At 66.7% G+C, this 12,220-nt stretch carries 9 protein-coding genes and 1 pseudogene; 6 read left to right on the top strand and 4 right to left on the bottom strand.

Features of this window, described 5'->3' with window-relative positions; translation table 11 throughout:
* Nucleotides 1–4 precede the first annotated feature (4 nt).
* The gene (locus tag KBY93_RS07885; RefSeq protein WP_255093757.1) at nt 5–517 is read left to right on the top strand and encodes a DUF1997 domain-containing protein; all 513 of its coding nucleotides are present in this window, start codon (nt 5–7) and stop codon (nt 515–517) included.
* On the opposite strand, the gene KBY93_RS07880 is transcribed toward KBY93_RS07885, so the two are convergent.
* The 3 genes from KBY93_RS07880 to KBY93_RS07870 form a co-directional block, all read right to left on the bottom strand.
* Nucleotides 492–1,088 carry a ribonuclease HII gene (locus KBY93_RS07880; protein ID WP_255093755.1) on the bottom strand — a complete coding sequence of 199 codons (597 nt, stop codon included), beginning with the start codon at nt 1,086–1,088 and terminating at the stop codon, nt 492–494. The genes KBY93_RS07885 and KBY93_RS07880 overlap by 26 nt on opposite strands.
* The gene (locus KBY93_RS07875; RefSeq protein WP_255093753.1) at nt 1,089–3,203 is read right to left on the bottom strand and encodes an Rne/Rng family ribonuclease; all 2,115 of its coding nucleotides are present in this window, start codon (nt 3,201–3,203) and stop codon (nt 1,089–1,091) included.
* 292 nt (nt 3,204–3,495) lie between these two features.
* A complete protein-coding gene (locus tag KBY93_RS07870; RefSeq protein WP_255093751.1) occupies nt 3,496–6,168 on the bottom strand; it encodes a TIGR03960 family B12-binding radical SAM protein in 2,673 nt (890 codons plus the stop codon).
* A gap of 114 nt (nt 6,169–6,282) precedes the next feature.
* On the opposite strand from KBY93_RS07870, the gene KBY93_RS07865 reads away from it, so the two are divergent.
* From KBY93_RS07865 to KBY93_RS07850, 4 genes are all read left to right on the top strand, one after another.
* Entirely contained in the window at nt 6,283–7,443 is a 1,161-nt protein-coding gene (locus KBY93_RS07865) for an ATP-binding protein (RefSeq protein WP_255093750.1), read from the top strand.
* A 34-nt stretch (nt 7,444–7,477) separates the two neighbouring features.
* Nucleotides 7,478–8,737, top strand: a complete 1,260-nt coding sequence (locus KBY93_RS07860; RefSeq protein ID WP_255093749.1) for an LL-diaminopimelate aminotransferase — start codon at nt 7,478–7,480, stop codon at nt 8,735–8,737.
* Between the two features lie 64 nt (nt 8,738–8,801).
* Nucleotides 8,802–9,149 (top strand): ATP-dependent Clp protease adapter ClpS, encoded by a 348-nt coding sequence (gene clpS, locus KBY93_RS07855; protein WP_399222806.1) that lies wholly within the window; start codon nt 8,802–8,804, stop codon nt 9,147–9,149.
* Nucleotides 9,150–9,977 carry a CPBP family intramembrane glutamic endopeptidase gene (locus KBY93_RS07850; protein WP_255093747.1) on the top strand — a complete coding sequence of 276 codons (828 nt, stop codon included), beginning with the start codon at nt 9,150–9,152 and terminating at the stop codon, nt 9,975–9,977.
* A gap of 7 nt (nt 9,978–9,984) precedes the next feature.
* On the opposite strand, the gene KBY93_RS07845 is transcribed toward KBY93_RS07850, so the two are convergent.
* Complete coding sequence (locus tag KBY93_RS07845) at nt 9,985–11,604, bottom strand: photosystem II high light acclimation radical SAM protein (protein ID WP_255093746.1); 1,620 nt, start codon at nt 11,602–11,604, stop codon at nt 9,985–9,987.
* 234 nt (nt 11,605–11,838) lie between these two features.
* On the opposite strand from KBY93_RS07845, the pseudogene KBY93_RS07840 reads away from it, so the two are divergent.
* Nucleotides 11,839–12,220: pseudogene (locus KBY93_RS07840) on the top strand (photosystem II q(b) protein); the annotation flags it as partial.

Raw genomic sequence — 12,220 nt, 5'->3', positions numbered from 1 at the left:
GGCGATGACCCTGGCCTTCAGTGCCAGCCAGCAGCTCAGCCTCCCGATCGACGAGCGGGCCGAGGAGCTGGTGACTTACCTCGACGACGAGGAGCGAGTGATTCAGGCCCTGCTCGATCCCAGCCAGCTGACCCGCCTCGGCCCGGGCACCTACCGCTACGACGTGACGCGGTTCCAGGTGTTCCAGCTGCAGGTCAAGCCGGTGGTGCAGTTGCGCGCCCAGCGACGGCCAGGACGTCTGGAGCTCGAAGCGGTGGAGTGCCACCTGGAGGGGCTTGGCCTGGTGGAGGACTTCCAGCTGAATCTGACCTCCTGGCTGGAGGTGGGCGGCCAGGGGCTGGAGGGGGAGGCCCAGATGGCCGTGAGCGTGAGCCGGCCGCCGATGCTGCGCCTGATTGCACCAGGGGTGCTCGAAGCCACCGGCCGCTCACTGCTGGGCGGCGTCCTGCTGGGCATCCGCTCCCGGGTGAGCCAGCAGCTCCTCAAGGATTTCAGCCACTGGCGCGAGGGCCGCTGAGCACCCGTCCCAGGAAGCTGAGGCGGTGCAGGGGGCTTGGGCCAAGGCGGGCCAGGGCCTCCCGATGAAGGACGGTGCCATAGCCGGCATGGCGCTCGAGGCCATAGCCGGGGAAGCGCTCCGCCAGGCGCACGATCAGGGCATCGCGGGCCTGCTTTGCGAGCACGCTGGCGGCGGCTATCGCCAGGCAACGGCGATCGCCATGCACGAGAGTGCGCTGCCGGCCCGGCCACAGCCGCAGGGGCAGGACACCGTCGACGACCACCAGGGCAGGCGCCTGGGACAGCCGCTGCAGGGCCCTGAGCATGGCCATCTCCGTGGCGGCCCTGATGCCGACGCGGTCAATGTCGGAGGCAGAGGCCTGGCCGAGCGCCCAGGCGGAGGCCCAGGCAGTGATCAGGGGCACCAGCCGCTGGCGATGGAGAGGGCGAAGGGCCTTGCTGTCGGTCAGACCAGCGGCCGCCAGGGGCGCCGCCGCCTGGGACGGCAACACCACAGCTGCGGCGAAGACCGGGCCGAACAGAGACCCCCGGCCCACCTCATCCACACCGGCCAGGGCCCTCTGGACCACTCAGACGCTGGCGGAGGAGCGACGGCGGCGGCGGCGGGGCTCACCGCTGGGATCACTCTCACTCTCTTCCAGCAGCGGCGCGGGGGGAGCTTCCAGGGGGGCTTCGGCCACGGCGACGGCGCTGCCGCCGCCGTCCTCGCGCAGATCCTGACGGCGTGTCCTGGGCTGGGAGCGACCCACCCGCCGCGACTCAGGCGAAGACACCTGGGAAACAGGGATCTGCATCACCGAGGACTCGATCACGGTGGTCATCGGAGCCTCGTCGGGCTCGCCAAAGGCTTCAGGCAAAGGGGTGATTTCCACGAGCGTCGCCTGGGCGTCGTCGTCGCGGCGGACAACTGGGGTCTCCCCGATCGTGCGGACACTGGGGGCTGGGGATTCGCCACCACTGCCACCACGACCACCGCGGCGTCGCCGGCGGGAGCCGGAAGCCGCCAGCTGCTGGCGGGCGGCTTCAAGCACCGCATCCCCGTCTTCGCCGGGCCGCACGACCCGCACCACCAGATTCTCGCCAGTGGGGGGCGGATCCAGCAGCAGGGCAGGGCTGAGGCCCATCCAGCCGTAGACGAGTTCCTGGTCAGAGTCCATGGGGACCGCCACCAGATCGGGATCCTGCCGGCGGCTGAGGTTGCTTCCGGCGCTGTTGTCAGCGGCGGGGCCGCCATGGCCTGGCTCCGTCGCGGCGGCAGGGGCCGCGTCCTGTATGTCTGGGAAGAAAGTGGCTGCAGGGGCGGTCTCGACCGCTTCGCCGGCGCCACGACCGCCGCGGCCGCCGCGGCCACCGCGGCGTCGGCCCGTGGCGGGTTCGGCCCCGTTGGGGCTGGGCACTTCAGCCCGCGCCGAAGCGGCCGAGCGCACCAGGCCGGTGACGGTGGCCAGGGGCTGGAGGGTGTCCTTGCCCGGCAGGACTGCCACATGGCCGAGGCCACCGCAGCTGGGGCAGGCACGACCGAACAGTTCGTAGATGTTCTGACCCTGCCGTTTGCGGGTCAGTTCCACCAGACCCAGCTCGGTGAGCTGAGCGATCTGGGGGCGGGCCGCGTCGTCCTGCACCGATTGGGTGAAGTGCTCCAGCAGCATCAACTGATCACGGCGCGACTCCATGTCGATGAAGTCGATGATCACCACCCCACCGATGTTCCGGAGCTTGAGTTGACGGGCAATCTCAGCGGCGGCTTCGCAGTTGGTCCAGAGCACCGTTTCACGTGAACTGGCGGAGCGGGTGAACGAGCCCGAGTTCACATCGATCACCGTGAGCGCTTCGGTGGGCTCGATGATCACGTAACCGCCGGATGGCAGGTCAACCCTTGGCTTGAGGGCATCACGGATGGCGGCGTTCACCCGGTAGTGCTCGAGCACATCGGTGCCATCGCTGTGGTGCTCCACCAGCAGATTGGCCTGATCGACGCCGAGAAAGGCGTTCACCCTGGCGACCGCGGCGGGAGTATCCACCACCACCCTCCAGACCTCGGGGCCGTAGAGATCGCGCAGGATCCGGTGGATGAAGTCTTCGTCGCGGTTGAGCAGCACCGGAGGGGTGGCCGTCTCAGCGGCCTCCTGAATCCCCTCCCACTGCCTGAGCAGGCTCTCGAGGTCGTCAATCAGCTGGTCTTCGCTCACGCCCTCGGCTTCGGTGCGCACCAGCAGGCCTGCGCCGGGGGGCTTGATCAGCACCCCGAGGGCCCTGAGACGGTTGCGTTCGTTCTCACCGCTGATCCGCCGTGAAATGCTCACACCCTGGCCCTGGGGCTGCAGCACCAGAAAGCGGCCGGGCAGGGTGAGATTGCCGGTGAGGCGAGGCCCTTTGGTGCCAGTGGGCTCCTTCATCACCTGAACGAGCACCTTCTGGCGGGGCTCAAGCAGTTCGGTGATGCCTGCAGCACCTTTTCTCAGGCGCAGGGGGCCGAGATCGGTGACATGAATAAAGCCATTCTTTTCGCTCTCGCCGATGTTGACAAAAGCGGCGTCAATACCGGGGAGCACATTCTCAACTCGGCCGAGATAGACGTCGCCTATCTGATAGCGACCCTGTGCTACGACCAGTTCATCAACACGTTCGTCGGTGAGCACCGCGGCGATCCGCAGTTGCTCAGCGATGACGATCTGCTGGGGCATGGATGATAGGGGGTGGCTCTGTGGAGCCATGCCATGGATGGGAGTTGATCCCTGAAGCACAAACCCGCCGGGCAGAGCGCGACGCAAAGCTGCTCGACTGCTGGACCAGCAGGAAGAAGACGGAGGAGAAAAACCTTTTGAGGAGCATCCTCAGGAGGATCAACCTCCATTCGCGGCGATGCTGCCGGAACGAGACCGGCCAAAGCGCGGAACAGGTCTTACGGAACCATGTGCCGTAAGACAAAGTCTGCAGAATGGAATCTACAGACAGAACTGCCGTCTTCTGCCGAAGTTAGCACGGGCCTTCCTGGGCCCCTGTTTCAGCTGGTCGAAGCCGCAGCCGTTCACGGCTCACATGCCGGAGCTGCAGGGGACATCCCAGCCGCTCCTGAAGCCAGACGCGCACCTGATCCGGGCGCAGGCTCCGCCCCTGGGAATCGATCCGGGCTCCAAGGCGAAACCGGCAGGACTCAGCGTCTGCGGATACCAGGGTTAGCTCTTCAAGCCAGGGCCGGCAGTCCCGCTGGCGCGGCCGCCCCTTCTTGTCGGTGTCGCTCCAGGGGAGTTCAGCCGCTGTGAGCAGGGTCAGCAGGGCAGGCCCCCAGGCTGCGGCACCCGGGCCAGGGGCACCGGCCACGAGCTCAGCCTGCCACTCGGCCCCCTCCAGCTCCTGGGACAGACTCGGCGCGCTGACCGGCACCTCCTCCACACCGGCCAGCACAAGCCCTTCGGGCAGGGTGGCCTGAAGCTGTGCCAAGGCGCCGGGGGGGTCGACGCTGCCGCTGAACTCCAGATCGAACCACTCGCCGCCGGCTTCCACCCCCAGGGGCAGCGCCAGGGCGAACTGCAGGCGGGGCAGCGGATGGAAACCACCGGTGAAGCTCACGGGCAGGCCGCTGCGGCGCAGGGCCCGCTCCATCAACCGCACCAGATCGAGGTGGCTCAGCAGGGCCAGGGAACCGGTTTTGCTGAAACCGAAGCGCAGGCGCTGCAACCGTTCACTGGCAGGAGCGCGGGTGGGTTGCTGCACGGGGATCGGCGGAGCTTCCACCACCACGTTGTGGCCGAACTCCGGGCCGCAGACGCCACAACTGCTGCAGCCGTCGAAGGAGCAGTCGGGCACCACCACCGCGTCGAGCGCCCGCTGCAGGTCCTCCGCCAGCCAGGCTTTGTCGACACCGGTGTCAATGTGATCCCAGGGGAGGGGCTGGGCGCAGAAGGCCGCCAGGTCGGAGGTACTCCTGGCACCGGTCGCGCCCCAGTCGCCCAGCTCCAGGGCCCGATAGCGGCCGCCCAGCCCCGCCGCCTCGATGGCACCGGTCCAGGCGGCATAGGTGGCCTCAACCGTCTCGAACCAGGCATCGAGGCCGGCACCGGCGCGCCAGGCGGCTTCGATCACCGGCGCCAGGCGGCGATCACCGCGCCCCACGAAGTCCTCCATCGCCGAGAGGCGCGCATCGGTGAAGTTAGTCTTGATTCCCCGGAGCGTGCGCAGCTCCCGCCGCAGCAGCTCCTGCCGCCGCCGGAACTCCGATGTGGACACGCTGTGCCACTGAAAGGGAGTGTGGGGCTTGGGGGTGAAGTTGCTGATCGTCAGATTCAGCTCCAGGCGCCCCAGGTCGCGGCACTGCTGCTGCAACGACCGGCAGGTATAGGCGATTCCGAGCACATCTGCATCGGTTTCACCGGGCAGGCCGATCATGAAATAGAGCTTGACCTTGCGGTAGCCGCTCTCCATGGCGGTGCGAATGCCGCGCAGCAGCTCGGCGTCGGTGAGGCCCTTGTTGACGATGTCGCGCAGGCGCTGGGTACCGGCTTCCGGGGCGAAGGTGAGCCCGGCCTTGCGAGTGCCGCCGAGGATATGGGCGATGTTCTCGTCGAAGCGATCGACCCGCTGGCTGGGCAGGGTGAGGCTCACGTTCTGCTCGGCCAGGCGGTTGCGCAGCTCCACCCCCACCGCCGGCAGGGCCAGGTAGTCGGAGCAGCTGAGCGAGAGCAGGGAGAAATCGCTGTAGCCGGTTCGCTCCATTCCCGTTTCCACCGCCTCGATCACCGCCTCGGGCTCCACGTCGCGGGCCGGGCGGGTGAGCATGCCGGGCTGACAGAAGCGGCAGCCACGGGTGCAGCCGCGGCGGATCTCGATCGTGAGCCGGTCGTGGACGGTTTCGATGTGGGGCACCAGCCCCATGCCGTAGTGGGGCATGGGCGTGGCCACCCGGCGCAGCAGCCGCGGCGGCGCGCCGGCAACCAGTGGCACCAGGCTGATGCCATCGGGACCGGGGCCATAGAGCGATGGCACGTAGACCCCTGGCACCTGGGCCAGATCCCGCAGCAGGGCGGAGCGGCTGAGGCCGGCAGCCTTGCCTTCCGCCACCACCAGACCGATCTCGGGCAACAGTTCCTCGCCGTCGCCGAGGGCGATGAAATCGAAGAACGCGGCGAAGGGCTCGGGGTTGCTGGTGGCGGTGGGGCCACCGGCGAAGATCAGCGGCGGAGCGGCGGGATCCGCCAAGGGCAGGTCGCCACGGCCTGAGGCATGGATCGGCACATGAGCCAGATCCAGCATTTCCAGGATGTTGGTGGCTCCGAGCTCGTAGCTGAGGCTGAAGCCGAGCAGGTCGAAGGCGGGCAGGGGCCGGCGGCTTTCCACCGCGAACAGGGCCTGCTGCCGTTCCCGCAGCCGTGCGGCCAGATCCGGCGCCGGCAGGTAGGCCCGGTCGCAGAGCTGACCAGGCACGGCGTTTAAGATGGAATAGAGAATGATGTGGCCCAGGTTGCTGGCACCCACCTCGTAGATCTCGGGGTAGGTGAGAGCCCAGCGCACAGCGGCGGCCGACCAGTCGCGGGGCTCCACCCCCAGCTCATTGCCGAGGTAGCGGCCTGGCTTGGCGATGGTCGGATCCACCAGGCGATCGAAATCGATCGGCGCCCACTCGATCGGCTCGCTCGCAGGGGCGACGGTCACAGAGGGTGGCGGCTGGGTGCAGCCTTGATCGTATGGAGGCCAGAGACCACGCAGGCAAAGCCGGACTTCCCCACCAAAGCATTAACCATGCATTTCTGCACTTAAAATGCAGAAATGCATGGTTATCTATTTAGGAATGCAGCCGCGGGCCTGGCGAAGGCCCTGGCTCGGGCGCCAGCGGCCCTGCTGCTGGGGCCACGCCAGTGCGGCAAGTCCACCCTGGCCAGAAAGCTTCTGGCGGAGCGCGGCGATGGCGTGCTGCTGGATCTCCAGGACCGCGGCGATCGGGCCAAGCTGGCAGAGCCGGAGCTGTTCCTCGAGGCCCACCGCAGCCAGCTGGTGTGTCTGGATGAAATCCAGCTACTGCCGGAGTTCTTCAGCCTGCTGCGCTCCGAGATCGACCGGGATCGCCGGCCCGGTCGCTTTCTGCTGCTGGGCTCGGCCTCCGGGCCTCTGCTGCGCCAGAGCCACGAAAGCCTGGCAGGACGCATCGCCCAGGTGGAACTCACTCCATTTCTGCTGCAGGAGGTGAGCGGCACCAGCAGCTGGCAGCAGCTGTGGCTGCGCGGTGGCTTCCCGGAGAGCCTGCTGGCCGCCACGGGAGAAGACAGCATCGACTGGCGTGAGGACTTCATCCACACCTTCCTGGGACGGGATATCGCCTCCCTCGAGCTGGGGCTGCCTCTGCCACTCATGGAGCGGCTGTGGCGCCTTCTTGCCCACAGCCAGGGCCAGACTCTCAATGCCAGCCGACTGTCGGGGCTGCTGGACCTAAGCAGCGCCCGACTGCAGCAGCTGCTGGCAGTGCTGGAGCAAACCTTCATGCTGCGGCGCCTGCCGCCGCTGGAAGCGAACCTAAGCAAGCGGCTGGTGCGCTCGCCCAAGCTGTATTTGCGCGACAGCGGCCTGCTGCACAACCTGCTCGGCATCGAGACCTACGACGACCTCCTGGCCCACCCCCAGGCCGGCGAGAGCTGGGAGGGCTTCGTGATCGAGCAGCTGATTGCTGCCCATCCACGCTGGCGCCCCCATTTCCTGCGCACCAGCAATGGGGCCGAACTGGATCTGGTGCTGGAGCGGGGCCAGCGCCGGCGGGTGTACGAAATCAAACTCTCAAAAGCCCCGAAGCTCTCACGCGGCTTCCATGAGCTGGTGCAACAGCTCCAACCGGAGCGGGCGGAACTGATCTCGCCGGTGGATGGGAGCTATGCAGTGAAACCAGGCATCTGGGTGCGGTCGCCGCTGGAAGCCAGCCAGTTCACCACCGCTCCATAGGACAATCCGAGCAGTCCAAGCAGCTCCGCGCGAGATGGTTCAGATCAACGGCAACTATCTCAAGCTCAAGGCGGGATACCTCTTCCCGGAGATCGCCCGGCGGGTGAAGGCGTTTGCCGAAGCCCACCCGGAGGCCCAGCTGATTCGCCTGGGCATCGGTGATGTCACCGAACCGCTCCCCCTGGCCTGCCGCGAGGCGATGAAAACGGCCATCGACGCCATGGGAACCCATGAGGGCTTCCACGGCTACGGCCCCGAGCAGGGCTACCTGTGGCTGCGGGAGGCGATCGCCAAGCACGATTTCCAGGCCCGCGGCTGCCAGATCAGCGCCGAGGAGATCTTCGTGTCTGACGGCAGCAAGTGCGACAGCGCCAACATCCTTGACATCCTCGGACCGGAAAACCGCATCGCCGTGACCGACCCGGTGTATCCGGTTTATGTGGACAGCAATGTGATGGCCGGCCGCACCGGCGACGCTGATGGCAACGGCCAGTACGGCGGCCTCACCTACCTGCCGATCAATGCCGAGAACGGCTTCAGCGCCCAGATCCCGAGCGAGCCGGTGGATCTCATCTATCTCTGCTTCCCCAACAACCCCACAGGTGCGGTTGCCACAAGGGAGCAGCTCAAAGCCTGGGTGGACTACGCCTGCGCCAATGGCGCCCTGATCCTGTTCGATGCCGCCTACGAAGCCTTCATCCAGGACCCCGAGCTGCCCCATTCCATCTATGAGATCGATGGGGCGCGGGAGTGCGCGATCGAGTTCCGCTCCTTCTCCAAGAACGCCGGCTTCACCGGCACCCGCTGTGCGATCACCGTGGTGCCCAGGGGCCTGATGGGCAGCAGTGCGGATGGGGAGAGCGCCGAGCTCTGGGCCCTATGGAACCGCCGCCAGAGCACCAAGTTCAATGGCGTGAGCTACGTCGTGCAGCGAGGTGCCGAAGCGGTGTACTCGGCTGAGGGGCAGGCCCAGGTGAAGGCACTGGTGGCCTTCTACATGGAGAACGCGGCAATCATCCGCCGCGAACTCACGGCTGCCGGCCTGGAGGTGTACGGCGGCGAGCAGGCCCCCTACGTGTGGCTGAAAACCCCTGAGGGAGTGGATTCCTGGGGCTTCTTCGACCAGCTCCTGAACGAGGCCCATGTGGTGGGCACCCCGGGCAGCGGCTTCGGCGCCGCCGGTGAGGGCTACTTCCGGCTCTCGGCCTTCAACAGCCGGGCAAATGTGGAGGAGGCGATGACCCGGATCGCGCGGGGCTGCCTGATGCCTGCGACAGCAGGGGCCGCCGCCTAATTTGGGAGCTTGCTCCGCGGGCCAAGGTCCTGTCGCCAGCGATACCCCTAACTGTTCCTGCCGGATGATCGTCTCCCCTCTGCTGATGGCTCCCCCCCTCGCCGTGGAAACCCCAAGCCGGTCGCCCGGCGGTGCTGCGGTGATCGAGAAGGAGAAGCAGCGGGTGCGCAAGCCCTCGCCTCGCTACAAGGTGCTGCTGCACAACGATCCCGTGAACTCGATGGAGTACGTGGTGGGCACCCTGCGCCAGGTGGTGCCCTCCCTCAGTGAACAGGACGCCATCGCCGTGATGCTGGAAGCACACAACACCGGCGTCGGCCTGGTGATCGTCTGCGATCTGGAGCCCGCTGAGTTCTACAGCGAGACCCTCAAGGCCAAAGGCCTGACCAGCACGATCGAGCCGGAGAGCTGAGTGCCGAGGCGCGCCTGGCTGGGCTGGATCAGCACGCTGCTTTACCTGCCTTTGCTCTATGGACTCGGCTGGTTGACGGTGCAACCGTTGGTGGCGGCAGGCATTCTGGGCGGTTGGAGGGCTGATCAGATCGCCCTGCTGGGCACGGGGCTCTCCTTCCTGCTGCTGCTGCTGACCCTGCCCCTGCGCCTGGGCCGGACCTGGGGTGAACGGCGGCCGTGGCGGGCGCTCGGGGTTGCCATGGGCTGGGGCGTGGGTCTGCGCTCCCTGCTGCGTGGTCTGCTCAAAGCCCTGCTGCTGCTGGTCTTCGTGGCGGGTGTACTGCTGATCAGTGGGCAGGCCAGCTGGGATGGCGGACTGACGTGGGCCCAGGTCGTCAATGCCGTGCTGCTGATCCTGGGGGTCGGCTTCGCCGAAGAACTGGTGTTCCGCGGCTGGCTCTGGGGTGAGCTGAAACAGCTGCTGGGCGGGGGAGCAAAGGCCGATCAGCGGGCCCTGATCGCCCAGGCGGCAATCTTCAGCCTCGCCCACACCCGCTTCAACCTCGGCGTCGTGCCGATGGCCGGGTTGCTGGTGGGTCTGCTGCTGCTGGGACTGGCGCTGGGGCTGCAGCGGCGAGCCGACGGCGGCTCCCTCTGGGGTGCCGTGGGACTGCACGGTGGCCTGGTGGGCGGATGGTTTTCCCTGCTGGCCGGGCCGCTGCAGATCAGCCCCACAGTGCCGCTCTGGCTGGCCGGGCCCGGTGGGGCTGATCCCAATCCAATCGGTGGATTGCTCGGCTGGGCAGGACTGGCCGCTCTGCTCTGGGTGCGGCGGCGCTTCTGGTGAGCAGGGATCAGCGCACCGCCGTGGCCAGCGCCTTGCGGCCCTCCACCGGCGCATGCAGTGCCTCCTCCAGGGGGGCCAGGCCGTAGGTCCGCTCGAGCAGCGCCATCACGGTGCGGCCGAAATCGCCGGGGTTGGTCTCGAAGGCCTCCAGGCAGATCCGGCCGAACACGCTGCCCATCGGCTCGGGATTCCAGAGCAGCTTGCGGGCCGTCCAGGGCATCATGCTCATCGGGTTGTAGCCGGGCTCGATCAGGCCCTGCTCGAAGCCGTACTGCTCCAGGTGGGTGTGGGGCTGCAGGCCGATGAAGAAGATGGCCGGCTCCACCTTGTCGGCACCGAAAATGCGCTCCAGTTCGCGGTGATAGGCAACGGTCTGGCGGATGGTTTCTGGCCGCTCGTCGATCACGTTGAAGGAGTAATTCACCGACACGTGCTCCCGGAAACCGGCTCTGGCCAGCAGGCGGCAGTTCTCCAGCACCGTGCGCAGGTTGTAGCCCATCCGCATCTTGCGCACAAGCTCCTGGCTGCCGGAGGTGATGCCGATCTCGAAGTAGTCCATGCCGGTGGCCACCATCAGCTCGGCCAGCTCGGCGTCGAGGTTGTCGGCGCGGATGTAGGCCGCCCAGCGGATGTCGTCCATGCCCGCCGCCAGAATCGCTCGAAGCAACTGTTTGGCGTCTTCGATGTAGCGACGGGCCGGAATGAACTGGGCGTCCGTGAACCAGAAGCCGCGTACGCCACGGTCGTAGAGCTGGCGCATCTCAGCCACCACCTCCTCCACCGGATTCACCCGCACCGCCTTGCCTTCCACCACGGTGTAGACGCAGTAGCAGCAGTTGTGGGGGCAGCCGCGCTTGGTCTGCACGCCAACGTAGAAATCACCTCCCTCGAGATACCAGTCGAGCTGGGGCCAGATCGAGGCGATGTAGGGGTAGTCGCAGGCGGTTTTGATCACCCCCTCGGGCTGCTCATGGATCAGGCCCTCCCGAGGCTGCTCACCTACCACGTAGCAGCGCTCGGAGGCCAGGGAGCGGCCGCTGATCAGCTTCTCCAGCAGGGGCTCCCCTTCTCCCACCGAAACCACGGTGCCCGCCGGCAGGCTCTTGCCGAGTTGCTCATAGAACACGCTCACCGCGCCGCCACCGATCACCACCCGCGCACCCGGCTGGAAGCGGCGGGCACAGTGCAGGCCACGGCGCACCAGACGCAGGTTGCGCCAGAGCTCGCCGTAGAACGCCCCCATCAGGCGCAGGCCACCGAAGGCACCCCGCAGGCGCCTGATGGGATTGGAGGCATAGAACACCTCAAATGAGTTCTGCAGTGGATTGCCGCCGCGACCATCGACCGGCGCATAGATCTGAATGTCGCGCCAGGAGTACACCAGCAGGGTAGGGCGAAAGGCCTCGATCGTGGCTAGCAGCACCCGCTCCACATCCAGCAAAGGCAGAGCCGCCAGATCGAGGATTCGCTGCGGCAGCTCCGGGAAGCGTTTGTGCAGGTGATCGGCCAGATAGACCGGACCTATCGGGAAGATCGGATTGCAGGGCAGGCGAATCAGCAGTATCCGCTCAGCATCGGCACCGGAGACAGGCAGATTCTTTTCCAACTGCTGCTCCGGCCGCGACATCGGCTTCCTCAGGCAAGGCCGGACGCTAACAAGCGTGCATGCAGGGAAGTGGGCCGGCCTGGAAGATCAGCCAGCCCACCGAAGCCGGAAGCAAACCTTAAGCGCCTCACACATCCCGCAATGGTCTGTTACATTGCAGCAGGCGACAGGCTTTCGGGCCTACCGGACAGGAATTCCTGATCCGTTTTGTCGTTCTACCTACCCGCTCCTTCCGGGGCACACACTCACGCTCTCATGACCACCACCCTTCAGCAGCGCCAAGGCGCGTCTGCCTGGAGCCAGTTCTGCGAGTGGGTCACCTCCACCAACAACCGCCTCTACGTGGGCTGGTTCGGTGTGCTGATGATCCCCACCCTGCTGGCTGCCACGATCTGCTTCATCGTGGCCTTCATCGCTGCACCTCCCGTCGACATCGACGGCATCCGTGAGCCCGTTGCCGGCTCGCTGCTTTACGGCAACAACATCATCTCCGGCGCCGTTGTTCCCTCCAGCAACGCCATCGGCCTGCACTTCTACCCGATCTGGGAAGCCGCCAGCCTCGACGAGTGGCTGTACAACGGCGGTCCCTACCAGCTGGTGGTCTTCCACTTCCTGATCGGCATTTTCTGCTACATGG

The organism is Synechococcus sp. J7-Johnson, assembly GCF_024345795.1.
Taxonomy (GTDB): Bacteria; Cyanobacteriota; Cyanobacteriia; order PCC-6307; family Cyanobiaceae; genus Regnicoccus_A.
The sequence above is the reverse complement of the archived record's forward strand: the minus strand, read 5'-3'. Positions and strand labels throughout refer to the sequence as shown.

What these genes read in the sequence shown, in the direction of transcription:
- KBY93_RS07885 (WP_255093757.1), top strand. Translation starts at nt 5, where the DNA reads ATGACCCTGGCCTTCAGTGCCAGCCAGCAGCTCAGCCTCCCGATCGAC.
- KBY93_RS07875 (WP_255093753.1), bottom strand. Translation starts at nt 3,203, where the DNA reads ATGCCCCAGCAGATCGTCATCGCTGAGCAACTGCGGATCGCCGCGGTG.
- KBY93_RS07865 (WP_255093750.1), top strand. Translation starts at nt 6,283, where the DNA reads ATGCATGGTTATCTATTTAGGAATGCAGCCGCGGGCCTGGCGAAGGCC.
- KBY93_RS07860 (WP_255093749.1), top strand. Translation starts at nt 7,478, where the DNA reads ATGGTTCAGATCAACGGCAACTATCTCAAGCTCAAGGCGGGATACCTC.
- clpS (WP_399222806.1), top strand. Translation starts at nt 8,802, where the DNA reads ATGATCGTCTCCCCTCTGCTGATGGCTCCCCCCCTCGCCGTGGAAACC.
- KBY93_RS07845 (WP_255093746.1), bottom strand. Translation starts at nt 11,604, where the DNA reads ATGTCGCGGCCGGAGCAGCAGTTGGAAAAGAATCTGCCTGTCTCCGGT.